This window comes from Glaciimonas sp. PCH181 (genome assembly GCF_003056055.1).
GTDB lineage: Bacteria > Pseudomonadota > Gammaproteobacteria > Burkholderiales > Burkholderiaceae_D > Glaciimonas.
This window is the reverse complement of the sequence record NZ_PYFP01000002.1, coordinates 422,686-442,868: the sequence shown is the minus strand read 5'-3', so window position 1 is coordinate 442,868 and position 20,183 is coordinate 422,686. Positions and strand designations below refer to the sequence as shown.

The window sequence follows — 20,183 nt, the reverse complement described above, 5'->3', positions numbered from 1 at the left end:
TCTCGACTGGCATCGATGACGTTAGTAATCCATCCGTGTCACCGATAGTTATTAAAATTATTAAAAGTGAATGCCAGACCATGGTCAGCTTTTATCCGTGATCTATCAACCTAAGTAAAGACTCGCCGACTCGCTAATGGATCAATTCGCTAAAGAAACAATACCGATTTCCCTCGAAGAAGAAATGCGCAAGAGTTACCTCGATTACGCCATGAGCGTCATCGTTGGACGTGCGCTGCCTGATGTCCGCGACGGCTTAAAGCCCGTGCATCGTCGGGTCTTATTCGCCATGCACGAAATGAATAATGTCTGGAACCGGCCTTACGTCAAATGTGCGCGTGTGGTCGGTGAAGTCATGGGTAAATACCATCCCCATGGCGATCAATCGATTTACGACACGCTAGTACGTATGGCGCAGAACTTTTCGTTGCGCTACATGCTGGTCGATGGACAGGGTAATTTCGGTTCTATCGACGGTGATGGCGCTGCTGCGATGCGTTACACCGAGTGCCGCCTGGACAAAATCGCGAGCGAAATCCTCGCTGATATCGATAAAGATACCGTTGATTTCGTGCCTAACTATGACGGCAAGGAAAAAGAACCATCGGTATTGCCGACACGGATTCCGAACTTGCTGATCAATGGCTCGTCCGGTATTGCCGTTGGGATGGCGACCAACATTCCTCCGCACAATATTACTGAAGTCATCAACGGCGCGCTGCACGTATTGCGCAATCCCGGCGTGACGATCGATGAACTGATCGAAATTATCCCGGCACCGGATTTCCCGACCGCCGGGATTATTTACGGTGTTTCCGGAGTGCGTGACGGTTATCGCACTGGCCGCGGCCGTGTAGTGATGCGCGCCAAAACGCACTTCGAAGAATACGGTCGTGAAGGTCGCACTGCGATCATTATTGATGAGTTGCCGTATCAGGTTAATAAGAAGGCGTTGCTGGAACGGATCGCCGAGTTGGTGCGCGACAAGAAACTGGAAGGTATATCTGATCTGCGCGATGAGTCCGACAAGTCAGGCATGCGCGTTGTGATTGAGTTGAAGCGCGGCGAAGTGGCTGAAGTTGTCCTTAATAATCTATACAAGCAAACGCAGTTGCAAGATACCTTCGGCATGAATATGGTGGCGCTGGTAGACGGCCAACCTAAATTGCTGAATTTGAAGCAAATGCTGGAGTGCTTCCTGTCGCATCGACGCGAAGTGGTTACACGGCGCACCGTCTTTGAATTACGCAAAGCACGCGAACGTGGTCACGTGCTGGAAGGTTTGGCCGTTGCATTGGCGAATATCGATGATTTCATCGCTATCATCAAAGCAGCGCCAACGCCACCAGTCGCAAAAGCCGGTTTGATGGAGCGCTCGTGGGATTCGTCCGTCGTGCGCGATATGTTGCAACGTACCGGCGCAGAAAACAGTGGCGGTATTAATGCTTTCCGCCCGGAAAATCTGCCTCTGCATTACGGCATTCAAACTGACGGTTTGTACAAACTGTCGGATGATCAGGCGCAAGAAATCTTGCAAATGCGTTTGCAACGTTTGACTGGTCTGGAGCAGGACAAGATTGTTAACGAGTACAAAGACGTGATGGTCACTATCGCTGATTTGCTCGACATTTTGGCTAATCCAGAGCGCGTAACGGTCATCATTACAGATGAAATGAACGCGGCTAAAAACGAATACGGCATCGGTAATAAAGATGAGCGTCGTTCGCAGATCGAACTCAATCCTACTGATCTGGGCACCGAAGATTTGATCACGCCGCAAGACATGGTGGTCACTTTGTCGCATACCGGCTATATGAAATCGCAACCGGTTTCCGAATATCGCGCGCAAAAGCGTGGTGGACGCGGCAAGCAGGCGATGGCGACGAAAGAAGATGACTGGATCGATCAGTTGTTTGTCGGCAATACGCATGATTACATTTTGTGTTTCAGCAATCGCGGTCGCTTGTATTGGCTGAAAATCTGGGAAGTCCCACAAGGTTCACGTAACTCACGCGGCAAGCCGATTGTGAATATGTTCCCGCTACAAGACGGTGAAAAAATCACCGTTGTGTTGCCATTATCTGGCGACAATCGTAGCTTCCCGGAAGATCGTTATATCTTTATGTCGACTAGCCTCGGCACTGTTAAAAAGACACCTTTATCGGATTTCAGTAATCCACGTAAAGCGGGGATTATTGCCGTCGATCTGGACGAAGGCGATTTTCTGATCGGTGCAGCGCTGACTGATGGACAGCACGATGTCATGCTGTTCTCCGACTCTGGCAAAGCAGTGCGCTTTGATGAAAACGATGTACGTCCGATGGGTCGTACCGCACGCGGTGTGCGCGGTATGAATCTGGAAGACGGACAGCAAGTTATTGCTTTGCTGGTTGCCGAGAACGAACAACAATCTGTCCTGACCGCAACTGAAAACGGTTACGGAAAACGTACTCCTATTACTGAGTACACCCGTCATGGCCGTGGTACGAAGGGGATGATTGCGATTCAGACCAGTGAGCGTAACGGTAAAGTTGTTGCCGCTACGCTGGTTGAACCTAGCGATGAAATTATCCTGATCACTACCGGTGGCGTGTTGATTCGCACTCGTGTCGCAGAGATTCGCGAGATGGGCCGCGCTACGCAAGGCGTGACGCTGATCGCGGTTGAAGACGGCACCAAGCTGAGCGGTTTGCAGCGCGTGATGGAAAGCGATGTTGAAGAAGTAATTGAAGAAAACGTAGAAGCCCCGATCTCTGATGCTAATGTTGCTACCGATGCTGCGGCTGACGGTGGTAATGAAGGCGGAGATGACAGCGCTTCTGGCAAAGAAAGCGGTCCTGCCGACGTTGAGTAATTGGCGTTAAAGTGGTCACGCAGAAGGATGTTTCCTTCCGCCTGACCACATTTTATTGCCCTTCAGACTCCTCTGCAACGTTGTAAATATATCCTTTGTTGCACAAGTAATTTTTCAGAAAATCTCGCTGTCCCTAGCTTTTATTGACGAGTGTCAACATGCCTATCTTTAATTTTTCTGCTGGTCCCGCCGTATTACCTAAAGAAGTGCTGCAACAAGCTGCTGCTGAAATGCTGGACTGGCACGGTAGTGGTATGTCAGTCATGGAAATGAGTCATCGCGGCAGCGAGTTTATGTCGATACTAGAAAACGCGCAGCGCGATTTCCGCGAGTTATTGGGGATTCCCGCTAACTATAAAGTTCTGTTTTTGCAGGGTGGTGCGATTGCCGAGAATGCCATCATTCCGATGAATCTGGCGGCGCGACTGAGCGCTGACAATTCCTTGCCAGGCACTGCCGATTACATCAATACAGGTTCTTGGTCGACCAAGTCGATTAAGGAAGCAAAACGTTATTGCAACGTTAATGTTGCAGCTTCTTCAGAGCCGCAAAAATTTGCACAGATTCCATCGCGTGACAGCTGGCAGCTTTCTAAAGACGCCGCATACGTCCATATTTGCACCAATGAAACTATCGATGGCGTGGAGTTTCAATTTACGCCAGAAGTTGCTGGGGAGACCAATGGCGCACCGTTAGTCGCAGACATGTCATCGCACATTTTGTCGCGCCCGGTGGATGTGGCTAAATACGGCGTTATTTATGGTGGCGCGCAGAAAAATATCGGGCCTGCTGGTTTGACGATCGTGGTGGTCCGGGAAGACTTACTCGGTCATGCCATGCCAAGTTGCCCATCGGCCTTCGACTGGAAAATCGTCGCTGATAACGATTCCATGTACAACACGCCGCCGACTTATGCGATTTATATTGCCGGACTGGTATTCCAATGGCTCAAGCGGCAGGGCGGCGTAGCGGCGATGGAGCAAGTGAATATCGCTAAGGCCGGATTGTTGTACGATTATCTGGATTCCACTGATTTCTATCAAACAAAAATTGCCGCAGATTGTCGCTCGCGCATGAATGTTCCGTTCTTTTTGCGTGACGAGACCCGCAACGCCGACTTTCTCGGCGGCGCGAAAGAACAGGGTTTGTTGCAGCTGAAAGGACACAAATCCGTTGGCGGTATGCGGGCGTCGATTTACAACGCTATGCCAATGGCTGGTGTACAGGCGTTGGTTGCTTATTTGAAAGAATTTGAAAAGCGATACGGATAATCACCGGTCGCGGGGAGAGCGATTGGTATCCTGACTAATCCGTAAGTATTCTTATTGAGCAGGGCTTACGGGCGCATTTACCAAAGCCATCTTGGGCGGTATTTAAACGTAATAAAGTCAGGTCTTACGCAAAACTGTTTCAGCAACGTGTTGATCAAAACTTGCCAATGAAGACAGTGCGCCGATGTGGGCCTGTTGAGGAAGTTAACGTTAATAGACGTGCCGTCGCTGGGGTATTTAGCGTTATTTCTTAGAGTGTAAAAAGCGACGCAACCACCATCATCATGATCCAAGAAAAACTTCTACCGTTACGCCAGAAAATCGATGACATTGACGCGCAAATTCTGGTGCTGTTAAATCGCCGTGCCCAGTTGGCGCAAGAAGTGGGGCATGTAAAAGCGGAAACCAATGCCCCCGTGTTTCGACCGGAGCGTGAAGCGCAGGTATTACGTAGCGTTGCGGATCGCAATCCCGGACCGCTGCAATCTGGCGATGTGCAGACCATTTTCCGAGAAGTAATGTCGGCTTGCCGGGCACTGGAAAAACGTGTCACCGTCGCCTATCTAGGCCCCGCTGGCACCTTCAGCGAGCAGGCCGTATATCAGCAATTTGGTCACGCGGTGGATAGCATGGCGTGCGCATCGATTGATGAGGTGTTTCGTGCCGCAGAAGCCGGAACCGCCGATTTTGGCGTGGTGCCAATCGAAAACTCATCCGAAGGCGTCATCAACAGAACCCTGGATTTATTGTTGCAAACGACCTTGCGCATTAGTGGCGAAGTCGCGATTCCGGTACATCATAGTCTGATGACAAAAGATGGAACGACTGATCATGTAACGCGGATTTGTGCGCACTCGCAGGCGTTGGCGCAATGTAACGCGTGGCTAAATCAGCACTATCCCAATATTGAACGACTCGCGGTGGCCTCTAACGCCGAAGCGGCGCGTATGGCCAGCGAAGATGTGACCGTTGCAGGGATTGCGGGCGAGCTTGCCGCGCAAACTTACGGTGTGCAAATCGTCAGTGCGCACATTCAGGATGATCCGCACAACCGCACACGTTTTGCGGTAATCGGTCGCTTGCACACGACCCCAAGCGGCAAGGATCAGACTTCCTTAGTGTTATCGGTGCCGAACAAAGCAGGCGCTGTATATAGTCTGTTGTCGCCGCTCGCCAGTCACGGGGTATCGATGAGCCGTTTTGAGTCGCGGCCTGCGCGAATGGGCGCATGGGAATATTATTTTTACGTGGATGTTGAAGGTCATGAGCAGGACGAAAAAGTTGCCAAGGCATTAGCTGAACTCAAGCAAAATGCGGCGTTTTTTAAGTTACTTGGCTCTTATCCGCTCAGTCTTTAATACTGCTATTAAGTCTATGGTCTGGTCGACCATAGCTGCAATATGAATGTTTGATACCGCTACATTCACCACGCTCAATACAAACGATTTATCTTCCAGTCACACCGATACTGTGACAAAAATTTGCTTATTATTTCTATAGAAAGCACACGATGTCGATTCAATTTGGTCCAGAGTATGTTCGCGCCATTGCGCCGTATCAGGGCGGCAAGCCGATAGCTGAAGTAGCCCGAGAATTCGGTCTTGATGAAGCCAAAATTATCAAGCTTGCTTCGAACGAAAATCCGTTAGGTATGCCGGAATCTGCGCGCGTGGCGATGCAAGCGGCGGTCGCGGATATTGGTCGTTATCCGGATGCCAATGGGTTTGATCTGAAGGCCGCGATCATGGCCAAATATGATGTTCCCGCAGACTGGATCACACTGGGGAATGGCAGTAACGATATTCTGGAGCTCGCCACCCACGCCTTTGTGCAGCCGGGCCAAGCTGCAATGTATTCTGAGTTTTCTTTCGTCGTGTATGGCTTGGCGACGCAGGCGGCTGGTGCGCGCGCTATCGTAGTACCGTCCAAGGATTTTGGACACGATTTGCCAGCAATGGCCGCCGCGATTACAGAGGATACGCGTCTGATTTTTATCGCGAATCCGAACAATCCGACGGGTACTTTTTTGCCGTCGGCTGACATCGCTGCTTTCTTGCAACGCGTGCCGCCGAATGTTGTGGTGGTGCTGGACGAAGCTTATAACGAATATTTACCCCCTGAGTTGCAATTCGACGCGATTGCGTGGGTGCGTCAGTATCCGAATTTACTGGTTTCGCGCACGATGTCGAAAGCGTATGGCTTGGCAGGATTACGTATCGGCTTTGGGATTGCCCAACCGGCTGTGACGGATTTGCTGAACCGCATTCGTCAGCCTTTCAATGTTAATTCGTTGGCACAAGCAGCGGCGATTGCCGCGCTCAATGACAAGCCGTTTTTGCAACGCAGCGCCCAGGTCAATACCGAAGGCTATGCGCAATTGACGGAAGCATTTGAAGCGTTGAAGCTGACTTATGTGCCATCGTTTGGTAATTTTGTGATGGTTAAGGTCGGCGATGATGACGGCGCTGGGGCGCGTGTCAATCTCGCGTTGCTGAAGCAGGGCATCATTGTGCGCCCGGTTGGCAATTATGGTTTGCCGCAATGGCTGCGCGTTACGATCGGTCTGCCGCATGAAAATGCTGCTTTTATTAGTGCGTTGAAGGCTCTGCTGGGCTGATGGCGTCTATTCGGTCTTCGGTAAAATTCACCTTTTCATTATCTTTTTGCGCAAGACTTCATCGTGTTTAAGAAAATTGCTATTTTTGGTGTTGGTTTGATCGGCGGCTCCTTTGCGCTGGCGCTCAAGCAGGCGGGCGCGGTGGCGCAAGTCGTTGGTGCTGGCCGCAGTCTCGCTTCATTAGAGCGTGCGCTGGAGTTGGGAATTATCGACGTTATCGCGACCTCGCCAGCGGATGCTGTGGCAGGTGCCGATCTGGTATTGATTGCCGCGCCGGTGGCGCAAACCGGCGCGATACTCGCTAGCATTCAGCCGTATTTGCAAGTTGGGACAATCGTCACCGATGCTGGCAGTACCAAAGGCGATGTCGTGGCATCTGCCCGTCTGGCTCTTGGTGAAAAAATCAGTCAATTTGTGCCTGGCCATCCGATTGCCGGACGCGAGAGTAACGGCCCTGATGCCGCGATTACACATTTGTATGTGGGCAAAAAAGTCGTACTGACGCCTTTGTCAGAAAATGCTGAAACAGATGTCAAGCGGGTTGCCGACGCATGGGAGCAATGCGGCGCATTGATCCATCGGCTTTCCGCCGCGCAGCACGATTTGGTATTTGCCTCGGTTAGTCATTTACCGCATGTTTTGGCCTACGCGTTGGTCGACGATATTGCCAACAAACCGCACGCCGATATCCTGTTTCAATATGCTGCCAGCGGGTTTCGGGATTTCACACGGATTGCAGGATCATCGCCGGAAATGTGGCGCGATATTTCACTAGCTAATCAGGATGCGTTGCTGCAAGAACTGGATGCTTATCAGTTAAAGCTGACACAATTACGCGGCTTGCTGGCGTCCGGTGACGGCGCTGGCCTTGAAGCGATTTACAGAAACGCGCAACAAGCGCGCCATCATTGGAATTGCGCGATTGAAGCGGCGGAAAAACAGAACAAGGAAGGTGGAGATTAATGCATAAGCAAGCCCCCAAGCACTACCCGGAATATCTTGATTTGCATCCGGCAGCAAAATGTCAGGGTACAGTCAAATTACCCGGCTCAAAAAGTATTTCCAATCGCACGTTACTGTTGGCTGCGCTGGCGAATGGCACGACAGAAATTCTCGAATTGCTCGCCTCTGATGACACGCTGGTAATGCTGATGGCGCTGAAGCAATTGGGTGTCAGTTGGGAACAGGCTGAGGACAGCCCAAACTACACCGTGCAGGGATGCGCCGGACGCTTTCCGATACATCAGGCGGATTTGTTTATGGGTAACGCAGGCACCGCGATTCGACCTTTGACAGCGGCATTAGCGGCAATGGGCGGCGATTACACGCTGCATGGCGTGCCACGGATGCATGAGCGACCGATTGGCGATTTGGTGGACGCGTTGAACGCAATCGGCACCCGCATTGCCTATACCGGGGTTCCGGGCTATCCGCCATTGCATATCCAGCGCGGTCAGTTACATGCGCAACGGATGTCGGTACGCGGCAATGTTTCCAGTCAATTTTTGACGGCATTGTTGATGGCGGCACCGTTGATGGCAAAAGATCAGCCCGTGACTATCGAGGTTATTGGTGAGCTGATTTCCAAGCCGTATATTGAAATTACATTGAATCTGATGCAGCGTTTTGGCCTCTCAGTTGAGCGCGATGGCTGGAAATCATTCACCATTCCTGCGGGCCAGCAGTATCAAAGTCCCGGTGCGATTCATGTCGAAGGTGACGCGTCGTCCGCCTCTTACTTTCTGGCGGCTGGTGCGATTACTGGCGGTCCGATACGGGTCGAGGGCGTCGGTAAAAACAGTATTCAAGGCGATGTGCGGTTTGTCGAAGCATTGCAGCAGATGGGTGCCGACATCACGATGGGCGACAACTGGATTGAGGTTTCATCAAGCGGCGTATTAAAAGCAATCGATGCTGATTTTAATCACATTCCGGATGCAGCGATGACGATAGCGGTGGCTGCGTTATATGCCGATGGCCCGAGCACGTTGCGCAATATTGCCAGCTGGCGGGTAAAAGAAACCGACCGTCTGAGTGCGATGGCGACCGAATTACGCAAGCTGGGCGCGACAATTGAAGAGGGCGAAGATTACTTGCGCGTGACGCCGCCCGCGACGATGCAGCCCGCCACAATCGACACTTATGACGATCATCGGATGGCGATGTGCTTTTCTCTGGCTTCGCTGGATGGTGCTGTACTGCGCGGCACCACCGTGCGAATCAACGATCCGAAATGTGTCGCAAAAACTTTCCCTGATTACTTTGATGTATTTGCAAAACTCGCTGAACAAACTTTACTGTAAGGCGACATGCTGACTTTTTCATTTGCCATTGATGATGTTCTAAAAATTGCTTCGGATGCGACCATTGCACGTGCACAGCCCTACGTTAAAGGCAGTTCAGTGGTACGACTGGAGCCGTCTGGCGATGACGCGCTGGTGAGTACGGTGGTGGGCAGCGGCATCAATATATATGATCAGAAAATCACTTTTTCTGACGTAAAGGGCGAGCTTCAGATTGAGGGGCTTTGCTCTTGTTATGTCGGCTATAACTGCAAGCATGTGGTGGCAGCGCTAACCTACTATTTACAAAGCATCGCTACGCCAGTTGTATCGGACACTCACCATGCAGCGCCCGATACAGCCACCGCGATTCCTCAACTGCCGCGGGTTATCGAAAATTGGTTGCAACGCGTAGAGGATGAATTGATTGTCAAGCCGATGGCAATGGCGATGCAACCGACGCCTGTTACACCAGCTTATCAGCTGGTTTTTGCTTTGGTGCCGACGCAAAATAGTAAACAAGTTTTGCTCTATTTATGCAAAGGACGGCTACGTAAAGATGGGCGTTTTAGTACCATCAAGCCGCTAAGCGATAGCTATAATTTTTATAATGGTATTCGTGAATTTGATCAGGCGATTGATCAAGATACGGTGAGTTTGTTTATCGCGTTGCTCAGTCGTAAAAATCAGAGTAGGCCGTATTATCAATCCCAAGTTCAGCAAAATAATTGTGAATTGAGCGGCAAATTAGGTGCGCAGTTATTGCAGGCGTTGCTAGAGCAGAAAAATCTTTTGTGGGCAAATTCGGTTGCCGATCTGAGTAAAGGACAGGCGCATTTTCTGGCGCTATCCGCCCCTCGAAACGCAACCTTGCAATGGCGTGAGCAGCGCCCGGAAGAGGCGTTAGAAGAGGTGCGTGAACCACCGCACATGAAATGGGCGCGGCATGCGGGACAAGCGCCGGCGGTATTGAAAACGGCACCGCGTGAGGTGTCGAAACTAGTCTGGGAGTTTGCTCCTGCATCGACCAAGACGCTATCCGTGCATGGTGAGACGATCGATTATGTCTTGCCGACTGCACCCCCTTGGTATGTCGATAATCTCTCGTGCGGCGAACTGATGTTGCCGCCGCGCTTGCATCACTTTGCTGCGGATGAGTTGATTAATTTGGTAGCGCAAGCACCATTGCTGGACGCTGATAATAAGCGCCAGGTCGCTCAGTTGTTGCTCGCGCAGGGCGTCAGTGATCTGCTGCCGTTGCCGGTGGATATTCCCTTTACTGTACTGGATGCGATCACGCCACAACCGATTTTGGTGTTGGACAGTAACGCTGATGGTGACGGTGCGCCGCGGGATTTTGCCCAACTATTATTTTCATATGATGGCGCGGTAGTCACGGCAGAATTTTCTCCGATACTTCAGCGTAACGGCGTTTCTGGCGTAGAAAAAATTACCCGCAATCAGGCGCTCGAAAATGCGGCTAGCCAGACATTGTTGGGTCAGCACTTTTTAGTAGCCGACGCTAATACCCATTTTGCCGGAGCGCGGCCCGGACATTTTGTGATGGCTAACGAAGCCGCCTGGTTAAGGTTTGCTAAACATGGCATACCTGCTTTGAGCGCAGCGGGATGGCGTATCGATAAATTGTCTGACTATCGTTTTGACGTGACTGAGATCGACGATTGGTATGCGGATATTCAGGAAGCCGCTGTGGATCAGCCTGGTAATCCATGGTTTGATCTGGCACTAGGAATTGTGGTTAATCACGAGCGCGTTTCTTTGTTGCCACTGTTGATTGACCTGATCCGTCAAGCACCGGATGACTTTAATTCTCAGGCGTTGGCGCAACGGCTGGATAGCGATGAATTTCTGATCCAGCTGGAAAGTGGACAGCGCGTGGCACTGCCATGGGGGCGGATCAAGCCTATTTTGACTACGCTTGGCGAGTTATATTTTACGGACAAAATCGGTGATTCAGTGCGCCTTTCGGTACTCGATGCCGCACGTCTGGCCGAGCTGGAGGGTAGTGCAGAATTGCGCTGGCTAGGCGGTGATCGCTTGCGTGAATTAGGACAAAAACTGAATAGTTTCGGTGGCGTCCAGCAAGTTGCAACACCGGAGGGTTTGCAGGCAACTTTGCGTGATTATCAGCGCGAAGGTTTGTCTTGGATGCAATTCCTGCGCGAATACGATTTTGCCGGCATTCTGGCCGACGATATGGGGCTGGGCAAAACCATTCAGGCATTGGCGCATATTTTGATCGAAAAGAATGCGGGCCGTTTGACCGCGCCTGCGCTGGTGATCGCACCGACCAGCTTGATGTCGAATTGGCGTGAAGAAGCCGAGCGCTTTGCACCGGGGCTGAAAGTCTTGGTATTGCAGGGCAAGGAACGGCTTGCGTATTTTGATCATATTAGCGACTACGATCTGGTGTTGACCACCTATGCGTTATTGCCGCGGGATGAGGAGCGTTTACGTGCTCATCAATACCATTTGCTGATTTTGGATGAAGCGCATTACATAAAAAATGCGCGTTCAAAGGCTGCGCAAAGCATCACTTTGCTGAAGGCACGGCACCGACTTTGCCTGACGGGAACGCCGCTCGAAAATCATTTGGGTGAATTATGGTCGCAGTTCCATTTCTTGCTGCCCGGTTTATTAGGCTCAGAAAAAGATTTCAATCGTGATTTCCGTACGCCAATAGAAAAGTACGCAGACGATGGCCGCAGAGCGTTGCTAGTGCGCCGCATCAAGCCATTTTTGTTGCGCCGGACCAAGGATGCCGTGGCCAGCGAATTGCCGCCTAAAACGGAAATTGTCCGGCATGTTGAATTGTCCGGTGCGCAACGGGATTTGTACGAAACCGTGCGTCTGGCGATGGATAAAAAAGTCCGTGCTGCCATTGAGAGTAAAGGCGTGGCTGGCAGTCAGATCATTATTCTGGAAGCGTTACTGAAACTGCGGCAGGCTTGCTGCGACCCGCGTCTGGTAAAAACCACAAATGCTGAACCTGGACGCATTGCCCACGTGCCTTCCGCCAAGTTGCTCGAACTGATGGAAATGGTCGATGAGTTGCGACAAGAAGATCGACGGATTTTGATCTTTTCGCAATTTACTAGCATGCTTGCTTTGATTGCCGAGGCGCTGACGGCAGCTGACATCAACTACGCTATGCTGACCGGCGATACCAAAGATCGCGGCGCGGTCGTGCGTTCTTTTCAGGACGGCGAAGTGCCGGTTTTCCTGATTAGTCTGAAGGCGGGCGGCGTCGGTTTGAATTTGACCGCAGCCGACACGGTGATTCATTACGATCCATGGTGGAATCCGGCAGCGGAATTGCAAGCAACCGATCGTGCCTGGCGAATTGGTCAGGAAAAGCCGGTATTTGTGTATAAACTCATCGCCAAAGGTACTGTAGAAGAAAAAATCCAAGCCTTGCAGGGCAAAAAAGCGGCGCTTGCTGACGCTATCCTAGGGTCTACCGGCGAAGCATTAAACGTGAAATTGACCGCAGAAGATTTGCAGGCTATTTTTGAGCCGCTGGATTGAGTTGCTTAATATTTAATAGTTTGCCGGCATTATCGATGCACTGTGAAAAATCCGGTGTATGCGAGACAATCTGTCTTGAATCTACATTTTTGCCTTTATCGACGTCAGGTCGATTTTTAAAATTCGTTAATAACTTAAGTATTCATGCCTAATATTCATACACCCGTCATTACCATTGACGGACCAACCGCTTCCGGTAAGGGCACGGTCGCGCAAAAAGTCGCCCAGCATCTGGGGTTTCATTATCTCGATTCGGGTGCGTTGTATCGACTTACCGCATTGTCAGCGTTACGGCGTAACACAGCGTTGGATGACGAACATGCACTTGCCAAGGTCGCGCGCAATTTGCATTGTCAATTCGATGGCGGCCACATATTTTTATCTAAAGAAGACGTTACTGAGGCGATACGGGCTGAGATAGTTGGTAATACTGCATCTAAAATTGCGGCATTAATGCCCGTGCGTCAGGCACTTTATGGCTTGCAACTCGGCTTTCATCGTGCGCCGGGTCTGGTGGCCGACGGGCGTGACATGGGCACGGTGATTTTTCCGCATGCGGTGCTAAAGGTATTTCTTACTGCAAGTGTTGCGGCTAGGGCCGAAAGACGTTATAAGCAATTGATTGACAAGGGCTTTTCTGCTAATATGCAAGACCTTTCGAAGGATTTGAGTGAGCGCGATGACCGCGATACCCATCGCAGTTCTGCCCCACTTAAGGCCGCTGAAGGTGCCTATCTTCTGGATACCTCCGAACTCACCGCCGAGCAAGCGGTTGAGCAAGTACTGAATTGGTATGCGGTGGTGAAGCCGATCGTCAAGCAGCAGTAAGTACGTTCTGGCGGAGTTGTAAAGCTTGTGTAAAAAGTAAATAACGCAACTTTGCGCACCGTGCAGTAGATTTAAAAATGGCTTGCCGATGTCTTTCGACATGTTCATGTAGCTGTTTCATGTAGCTGTAATACCAGATATTTGTTGTTTATTTAGTTGTACCTAGCTGTCCGATCTGGCGCAAAGTTGGATCGGACGTTTAAAAACCTAACCCTTTATTGATCGTATTCTGGTTGTTGTGCTTATTTAAGAGTTTATTATTTAGCACGTTTGAATGCGTCGCAATACTGGCAAACTAGTCCAATCCTATGTCAATCACTGTTCTCTCATCTACATCAGGCGAATCGTCTGCTTTTGCCGCACTATTCGAAGAATCGCTGTCACGTCAAGACATGCGTTCTGGTGAAGTGATTTCTGCTGAAGTCGTTCGTCTTGACCATAACTTCGTTATCGTCAACGCCGGCCTCAAGTCAGAAGCGTTCATTCCAATTGAAGAATTTAAAAATGACAATGGCGAACTCGAAGTAGCTGTAGGTGATTTCATCTCCGTTGCTATTGAATCGCTGGAAAACGGTTTCGGCGACACTATTCTGTCGCGTGACAAAGCTAAACGTCTGGCATCTTGGCTCTCGCTTGAAAAAGCGATGGAGTCTGGCGAGATCGTCACTGGTACTGTCAATGGTAAGGTCAAGGGCGGTCTGACTGTTCTGACCAACGGCATTCGCGCTTTCTTGCCGGGTTCGCTAGTCGACACGCGTCCTGTTAAAGACACGACGCCGTTCGAAGGCAAGACCATGGAATTCAAGGTCATCAAGCTGGATCGCAAGCGTAATAACGTCGTGTTGTCACGTCGTGCTGTGATCGAAGCATCGATGGGCGAAGAGCGTCAGAAATTGATGGAAACGTTGAAAGAAGGCACCGTTGTTAACGGCGTCGTCAAAAACATCACTGACTATGGCGCATTCGTGGATCTGGGTGGTATCGATGGTCTGTTGCACATTACCGATCTGGCATGGCGTCGTGTACGTCACCCATCGGAAGTGTTGACAGTCGGTCAAGAGATCACTGCCAAGGTTCTGAAGTACGATCAAGAAAAGAACCGTGTGTCGTTGGGCGTAAAGCAATTGGGCGACGATCCATGGACTGGTCTGTCACGTCGTTACCCACAACACACACGTCTGTTCGGTAAAGTCACTAATCTGACTGACTATGGCGCATTTGTTGAAGTCGAACAAGGTATCGAAGGTCTGGTTCACGTTTCAGAAATGGACTGGACTAACAAGAACGTTGCACCAAACAAAGTCGTTCAATTGGGCGATGAAGTTGAAGTCATGGTTCTTGAAATCGACGAAGACCGTCGTCGTATCAGCCTGGGTATGAAGCAATGTAAAGCTAATCCTTGGGATGATTTTGCGATTACCCACAAAAAGGGCGATAAAGTCCGTGGCGCAATCAAATCGATCACAGACTTCGGCGTGTTCATCGGCCTGGCCGGTAACATCGATGGTTTGGTTCACCTGTCGGATCTGTCATGGACAGAAACAGGCGAAGAAGCAGTCCGTCGCTTCAAAAAGGGTGACGAACTGGAAGCTATCGTATTGGCTATCGACGTTGAGCGTGAGCGTGTTTCCCTGGGCGTTAAACAACTCGAAGGCGATCCATTCAACAACTTCGCTGCGATGAACGACAAAGGTTCGTTGGTCACAGGTACAGTTAAATCAGTTGAGCCTAAGGGCGCTGTGATTCAATTGTCAGAAGAAGTCGAAGGCTACTTGCGCGCTTCCGAAATCTCCCGCGATCGCGTGGAAGATGCCGGTACGCACCTGAAAGTTGGCGATGTTTTGGAAACAATGGTCATCAACGTTGATCGTAAAGCACGTGGTATTCAGCTTTCGATCAAAGCAAAAGACAATGTTGAAACGCAAGAAGCAATGCAAAAGATGTCTTCGGACTCCAATGCCGCTTCCGGTACAACTAGTCTGGGCGCGTTGTTGAAAGCTAAATTCGACAACAAGAACTAAGCAATAGTTAAGCGAGCACGCTAATGACAAAGTCGGAGCTGATTGCCCGCTTGGCCGAGCGTTATCCGCAGCTGGTTGCTAAAGATGCAGATTACGCGGTCAAAACCATACTTGATGCAATGGCCGATGCTTTATCGACCGGCCAGCGCATCGAGATCCGTGGTTTCGGCAGTTTTGCACTGAACCGCAGACCACCGCGGATCGGTCGTAACCCGAAATCCGGGGATAAAGTGATGGTGCCGGAAAAGCGCGTACCGCACTTTAAACCGGGTAAGGAGTTGCGTGAACGGGTCGATGCAATGGTGGGGCAACCGATCAAAGAAGACTAAGTTGTGCGTACAAAATAAAAACGGCATCTTCGGATGCCGTTTTTTTTCACGTACAATTTCGTTTATGCAATTTGGTTATATTTGTATGTTTATTACTTTTTTGGATGGCTTATACCAGCCTATCGTCGCTGGAACGCTGTAGAGTTGTGCGATAAGTTTGTCTGAACGCCTACACGATGGATGGACGGCGAAATGGCATTTGGCCCGGCGCAGCTTCAGCGCTGTCTTTACACCACCAATCAGGAATCCGCGTTATGAAACTTATTTCCCGCGTTATCGCGATTTTGTTATTTCTTGTGTTTTTTGGTTTTGCTTTGAAGAACACGCAAGAAGTCACAATCGATTTCTTCCTTAATTACCAAATTCGAGGTCCTTTAGTCTTAATTTTGCTGGGGTTCTTTGCCTCAGGCGCTATTTTGGGCGTGTTGGCGATGGCACCGGCAGTGTTTCGTTATCGCCGCAATGCCGCTAAAGCGCAAAAAATGTTGACATCGATACATCGTGAGCAGGAAGCACAGCGTGTTACAAGTGCGGAAGCGCCGCAGCCGGATAGCATCCGGAATATATAATGCCAAGCGGCACGGGCATGATGAAAACAAGCTCCATAGGTTGATGGAAGCCATCATGAACGTTGTTCAGGCGCTTCAAATGTTAGCTCGCCGGGCATCGTATGCAGTGCATTGCCGAAGCGATGCTATCGTCCGATAATCTGGCGTTAGCCATCTATTAATCGTTACACTTTATGCTTATAACAAGTCCGTATGGAATTTGAAACCTGGTGGCTATTAGGTATCCCAATCTTTTTTGGTTTGGGCTGGATAGCCGCGCGTGTGGATATCAATCAATTGATCTCTGAGTCACGTAGTTTGCCCCGTGGTTATTTTAAAGGGCTCAATTTTTTACTCAATGAGCAGCCTGATAAAGCGATTGATGCTTTTATCGAAATTGTGAAACTTGATCCCGAAACCGCCGAACTCCATTTTGCGCTAGGAAATTTATTCCGTCGTCGTGGCGAGACCGAACGCGCTATTCGCGTCCATCAAAATTTGTTGGCGCGGCCCGATCTGGAGCAGGAACATCGTTTGCACGCGCAATACGAATTAGGTCAGGATTATCTGAAAGCAGGGCTGCTTGACCGTGCAGAAGAAAGTTTTAATTTGTTAATAGGGACGTCATACGGCGCACAAGCCGGGCGTGCGTTGCTTGAAATTTATCAACGTGAAAAAGAATGGCGGCGCGCAATTGCATCCGCGCAAGCGCTGCAAGATACGGGCGCAGGCGGACGTCAAAAAGAGATTGCCCAGTTTTATTGCGAGTTAGCGCAGGATGCATTGGTAGACGGCCATCCGGACGATGCCATGGCGTTGCTGGAAAAAGCGTTGGCGAATGACCGCAACAGCGTGCGCGCGACCATGTTATTAGGTGACGTATATTTGGCGAAAGACGATGCCGAGGCTGCGTTGATCGCCTGGCGTCGGGTTGAGCAGCAAAGCGTGCCTCACGTGGCGCTGGTGGCACAGCGGCTGATGGATGGTTATCGCGCAGTCGGACGTCCTCAGGAGGGCGTGAATTTATTGCGCTCCTATCTGGCGGAAGCTTCCTCGATCGATTTGCTGGAAGTTGTATTTAAAGCAGTGCTGGAGTTGGACGGCGTTGAGGCGACTAATCATCTGGTCAGTGATGAGCTGCGTCGTACTCCAACCTTGTTGGGGCTGGATAAGCTGCTGGAAGCACGGCTGATGATTGCCACGCCAGAAATGCATTCCGAACTCTCTGTCGTAAAAAATCTAGTCCACGGTTATACCCAAAAACTGGCACGTTATCAGTGTAGTCATTGCGGTTTTAAGGCGCGCCAATTCTATTGGCAGTGTCCCGGTTGCAGCCGCTGGGAAACCTATCCGCCGCGGCGGACGGAAGAATTGAATGTCATGAATTAATTACGCTTCTGTTGTTTGATAATTTAGTCAATCAATCGTGATCGATTAAACGGTTTTGCGTAAGTCCTCAGAATATGCAGTACAACGCGATAGCGAAAGAACATGAAAATAACAATTATCGGTACTGGTTATGTTGGTTTGGTGACTGGTGCTTGTCTGGCTGAGCTGGGAAACGATGTTTTTTGTCTTGATCTCGACGAGAAGAAAATCGCTATGTTGAATAGCGGTGGGATCCCGATACACGAACCGGGTCTGGCTGAAATCGTTAGCCGAAATCGCGCCATTGGCCGCTTGCGATTTTCCACGGACATCGAAGCTAGCGTGGCGCATGGTCAAATTCAATTCATCGCGGTCGGCACGCCGCCGGATGAAGATGGCTCTGCTGATTTGCAATATGTGCTGGCTGCGGCGCGCAATATCGGTAAATACATGACCGATTTTAAGGTAATCGTCGACAAATCGACGGTTCCTGTTGGGACGGCAGACCGAGTCAGCGCTGCGATTCAGGCTGAGCTAGCTGCAAGGACGCCGACCGCTGAAGCGCTAGCATTTTCGGTCGTATCCAATCCTGAATTTTTGAAAGAAGGCGCTGCGGTAGAGGACTTCATGCGTCCCGATCGGATTGTCATTGGTTGCGATGACAGCAGTGAAGGCCAGCAAGCCCGTACGCTGATGACGCAATTGTATGCACCATTTAATCGCAATCATGAGCGTACCTATTGGATGGATGTGCGCTCAGCTGAGTTCACCAAATACGCGGCGAACGCGATGTTGGCAACGCGTATTTCATTCATGAATGAGTTGGCAAATCTTGCCGATAAAGTCGGCGCGGATATTGAGGCAGTGCGTCACGGGATTGGTTCTGACCCGCGTATCGGCCATAGTTTTCTTTACGCCGGTTGTGGTTATGGAGGGTCTTGTTTCCCCAAAGACGTTCAGGCGCTGGAGCGCACCGCGCGCGGTTATGGTCAGGAATTATTGATTTTGCGTGCTGTTGAGCAGGTCAACAATAATCAAAAGCATGTGCTTGGCAATAAAATCGTCGCGCGTTTTGGTGAGGATTTAAGTGGCAAGCATTTTGCGTTGTGGGGCCTGGCATTCAAACCGAATACCGATGACATGCGTGAAGCATCTTCCCGCGTATTGCTGCGAGAGTTACTTGATCGCGGTGCCTCGGTGGCAGTGCATGATCCGGTCGCAATGGCAGAGGCGAAGCGGGTTTTGGAGCTTGATTTTGCGACCACGCCCGACGTATTAGCGCGACTACATTTTTGCGAGACGCAAATGGCTGCCTTGCAAGGCGCCGATGCGCTAGCCATCGTCACCGAGTGGAAGACTTATCGCAGTCCTGATTTTGAACTGGTTCGCCAGCATTTGAAGGCACCAGTTATTTTTGATGGCCGCAACTTGTATGAGCCAACGGTCATGAGCGAAATTGGTTTCGAGTACTACGGTATTGGCCGTTCGGTACTGACGCGTAAGTAAGGTTAATGAGAATGAAAGACAAGGCAATGGCAGTCGCTCAACAGATTCCCGCTTCATTTGAAAGTGCGCATGTTTTGGTGGTTGGCGACGTTATGCTCGACCGTTATTGGTTTGGCGAGGTCAATCGTATTTCGCCGGAAGCACCGGTGCCTGTCGTACGCATCGAAAAGCGTGAAGAGCGCCTGGGTGGCGCGGCCAACGTTGCTCGTAATATTGCCACGCTTGGTGGCGGAGCCGGGTTGCTTGGCGTCGTGGGAGATGATGAGGCTGGCGACGTGGTCGATAGCCTGCTGACAGAATTGGGGATCGATAGTTTTTTGACGCGCGATCCGGCAATTTCTACCATTATCAAGTTGCGTGTCATCGGTCGTCAGCAACAGCTGTTGCGGATTGATTTTGAAGAGCCGCCAACGGATACGGTGCTGCGCGACAAGTTGACTCGCTACAACACTTTGCTGCCGCAATACAACGTGATCGTTTTGTCTGATTACGCCAAAGGCAGCCTGGTCAATGTGACGGACATGATCGCTGCTGGCAAGTCTGCGGGAAAATGTATTTTAGTTGATCCTAAAGGCGACGATTTTTCACGTTACGCCGGGGCCACCATACTGACACCGAATAAGTCGGAGTTAATGCGCATCGTCGGAAGCTGGAAAAACGAAGATGAGTTGACGACGAAAGCCCAGAATTTGCGGGAATCACTGGCGCTGGAAGCATTGTTGGTGACGCGTTCGGAAGAGGGAATGACTTTATATACTGCGCAACAGGTGGTGCATTTTCCGACGATGGCGCGTGAGGTTTTTGATGTGTCCGGTGCCGGTGACACGGTGATTGCGACGATGGCTGTCATGCTGGGAGCTGGTTTTCCTATCGCTGAAGCTGTGGCGCTGGCAAATCGTGCCGGTGGTATTGTCGTCGGTAAATTGGGAACCGCGACTGTCACGCATGAAGAGCTGTTTGCATAAAATACATAAGAGAAGTCCTATAGTGTGAAGGCAATGCCGGTTCTT

The 20,183-nt window shown here is 50.5% G+C and carries 14 protein-coding genes; all 14 read left to right on the top strand.

The annotated features are described in order from the left end of the window. Positions 1 to 136 precede the first annotated feature (136 nt). Positions 137 to 2,854 carry a DNA gyrase subunit A gene (gene gyrA / locus C7W93_RS15005; RefSeq protein WP_108440990.1) on the top strand — a complete coding sequence of 906 codons (2,718 nt, stop codon included), beginning with the start codon at positions 137 to 139 and terminating at the stop codon, positions 2,852 to 2,854. Between the two features lie 158 nt (positions 2,855 to 3,012). Beyond that, a complete protein-coding gene (gene serC / locus C7W93_RS15000; RefSeq protein WP_108440989.1) occupies positions 3,013 to 4,125 on the top strand; it encodes a 3-phosphoserine/phosphohydroxythreonine transaminase in 1,113 nt (370 codons plus the stop codon). A gap of 284 nt (positions 4,126 to 4,409) precedes the next feature. Then, positions 4,410 to 5,483, top strand: coding sequence for a prephenate dehydratase (gene pheA, locus C7W93_RS14995; protein ID WP_108440988.1), 1,074 nt, complete (start codon positions 4,410 to 4,412; stop codon positions 5,481 to 5,483). Between the two features lie 152 nt (positions 5,484 to 5,635). Then, complete coding sequence (gene hisC, locus C7W93_RS14990) at positions 5,636 to 6,742, top strand: histidinol-phosphate transaminase (protein WP_108440987.1); 1,107 nt, start codon at positions 5,636 to 5,638, stop codon at positions 6,740 to 6,742. Positions 6,743 to 6,805: 63 nt separating this feature from the next. After that, the gene (locus C7W93_RS14985) at positions 6,806 to 7,705 is read left to right on the top strand and encodes a prephenate dehydrogenase/arogenate dehydrogenase family protein (RefSeq protein WP_108440986.1); all 900 of its coding nucleotides are present in this window, start codon (positions 6,806 to 6,808) and stop codon (positions 7,703 to 7,705) included. Next, positions 7,705 to 9,045 (top strand): 3-phosphoshikimate 1-carboxyvinyltransferase, encoded by a 1,341-nt coding sequence (aroA, locus tag C7W93_RS14980; RefSeq protein WP_108440985.1) that lies wholly within the window; start codon positions 7,705 to 7,707, stop codon positions 9,043 to 9,045. Before C7W93_RS14985 ends, aroA begins: the two co-directional genes overlap by 1 nt. Before the next feature lie 6 nt (positions 9,046 to 9,051). Next, positions 9,052 to 12,573 (top strand): DEAD/DEAH box helicase, encoded by a 3,522-nt coding sequence (locus tag C7W93_RS14975; protein ID WP_108440984.1) that lies wholly within the window; start codon positions 9,052 to 9,054, stop codon positions 12,571 to 12,573. Positions 12,574 to 12,717: 144 nt separating this feature from the next. After that, positions 12,718 to 13,401 carry a (d)CMP kinase gene (gene cmk, locus C7W93_RS14970; protein ID WP_108440983.1) on the top strand — a complete coding sequence of 228 codons (684 nt, stop codon included), beginning with the start codon at positions 12,718 to 12,720 and terminating at the stop codon, positions 13,399 to 13,401. A gap of 308 nt (positions 13,402 to 13,709) precedes the next feature. Continuing rightward, entirely contained in the window at positions 13,710 to 15,422 is a 1,713-nt protein-coding gene (gene rpsA / locus C7W93_RS14965) for a 30S ribosomal protein S1 (protein ID WP_108440982.1), read from the top strand. A gap of 23 nt (positions 15,423 to 15,445) precedes the next feature. Beyond that, entirely contained in the window at positions 15,446 to 15,751 is a 306-nt protein-coding gene (locus C7W93_RS14960) for an integration host factor subunit beta (protein WP_108440981.1), read from the top strand. Between the two features lie 254 nt (positions 15,752 to 16,005). Then, the gene (locus C7W93_RS14955) at positions 16,006 to 16,320 is read left to right on the top strand and encodes a lipopolysaccharide assembly LapA domain-containing protein (protein WP_108440980.1); all 315 of its coding nucleotides are present in this window, start codon (positions 16,006 to 16,008) and stop codon (positions 16,318 to 16,320) included. A gap of 192 nt (positions 16,321 to 16,512) precedes the next feature. Further along, the gene (gene lapB, locus C7W93_RS14950) at positions 16,513 to 17,688 is read left to right on the top strand and encodes a lipopolysaccharide assembly protein LapB (RefSeq protein ID WP_108440979.1); all 1,176 of its coding nucleotides are present in this window, start codon (positions 16,513 to 16,515) and stop codon (positions 17,686 to 17,688) included. Positions 17,689 to 17,790: 102 nt separating this feature from the next. Next, positions 17,791 to 19,173: a UDP-glucose/GDP-mannose dehydrogenase family protein gene (locus C7W93_RS14945; RefSeq protein WP_108440978.1), complete on the top strand. Its 1,383-nt coding sequence runs from the start codon at positions 17,791 to 17,793 to the stop codon at positions 19,171 to 19,173. A gap of 26 nt (positions 19,174 to 19,199) precedes the next feature. Continuing rightward, the gene (gene rfaE1, locus C7W93_RS14940) at positions 19,200 to 20,138 is read left to right on the top strand and encodes a D-glycero-beta-D-manno-heptose-7-phosphate kinase (RefSeq protein ID WP_108442142.1); all 939 of its coding nucleotides are present in this window, start codon (positions 19,200 to 19,202) and stop codon (positions 20,136 to 20,138) included. Positions 20,139 to 20,183 lie beyond the last annotated feature (45 nt).

Coding starts and splice junctions, on each gene's coding strand:
- C7W93_RS14945 (WP_108440978.1), top strand. CDS start 17,791: ATGAAAATAACAATTATCGGTACTGGTTATGTTGGTTTGGTGACTGGT.
- lapB (WP_108440979.1), top strand. CDS start 16,513: ATGGAATTTGAAACCTGGTGGCTATTAGGTATCCCAATCTTTTTTGGT.
- pheA (WP_108440988.1), top strand. CDS start 4,410: ATGATCCAAGAAAAACTTCTACCGTTACGCCAGAAAATCGATGACATT.
- C7W93_RS14975 (WP_108440984.1), top strand. CDS start 9,052: ATGCTGACTTTTTCATTTGCCATTGATGATGTTCTAAAAATTGCTTCG.
- rpsA (WP_108440982.1), top strand. CDS start 13,710: ATGTCAATCACTGTTCTCTCATCTACATCAGGCGAATCGTCTGCTTTT.
- aroA (WP_108440985.1), top strand. CDS start 7,705: ATGCATAAGCAAGCCCCCAAGCACTACCCGGAATATCTTGATTTGCAT.
- cmk (WP_108440983.1), top strand. CDS start 12,718: ATGCCTAATATTCATACACCCGTCATTACCATTGACGGACCAACCGCT.
- serC (WP_108440989.1), top strand. CDS start 3,013: ATGCCTATCTTTAATTTTTCTGCTGGTCCCGCCGTATTACCTAAAGAA.
- C7W93_RS14960 (WP_108440981.1), top strand. CDS start 15,446: ATGACAAAGTCGGAGCTGATTGCCCGCTTGGCCGAGCGTTATCCGCAG.
- C7W93_RS14955 (WP_108440980.1), top strand. CDS start 16,006: ATGAAACTTATTTCCCGCGTTATCGCGATTTTGTTATTTCTTGTGTTT.
- hisC (WP_108440987.1), top strand. CDS start 5,636: ATGTCGATTCAATTTGGTCCAGAGTATGTTCGCGCCATTGCGCCGTAT.
- rfaE1 (WP_108442142.1), top strand. CDS start 19,200: ATGGCAGTCGCTCAACAGATTCCCGCTTCATTTGAAAGTGCGCATGTT.
- gyrA (WP_108440990.1), top strand. CDS start 137: ATGGATCAATTCGCTAAAGAAACAATACCGATTTCCCTCGAAGAAGAA.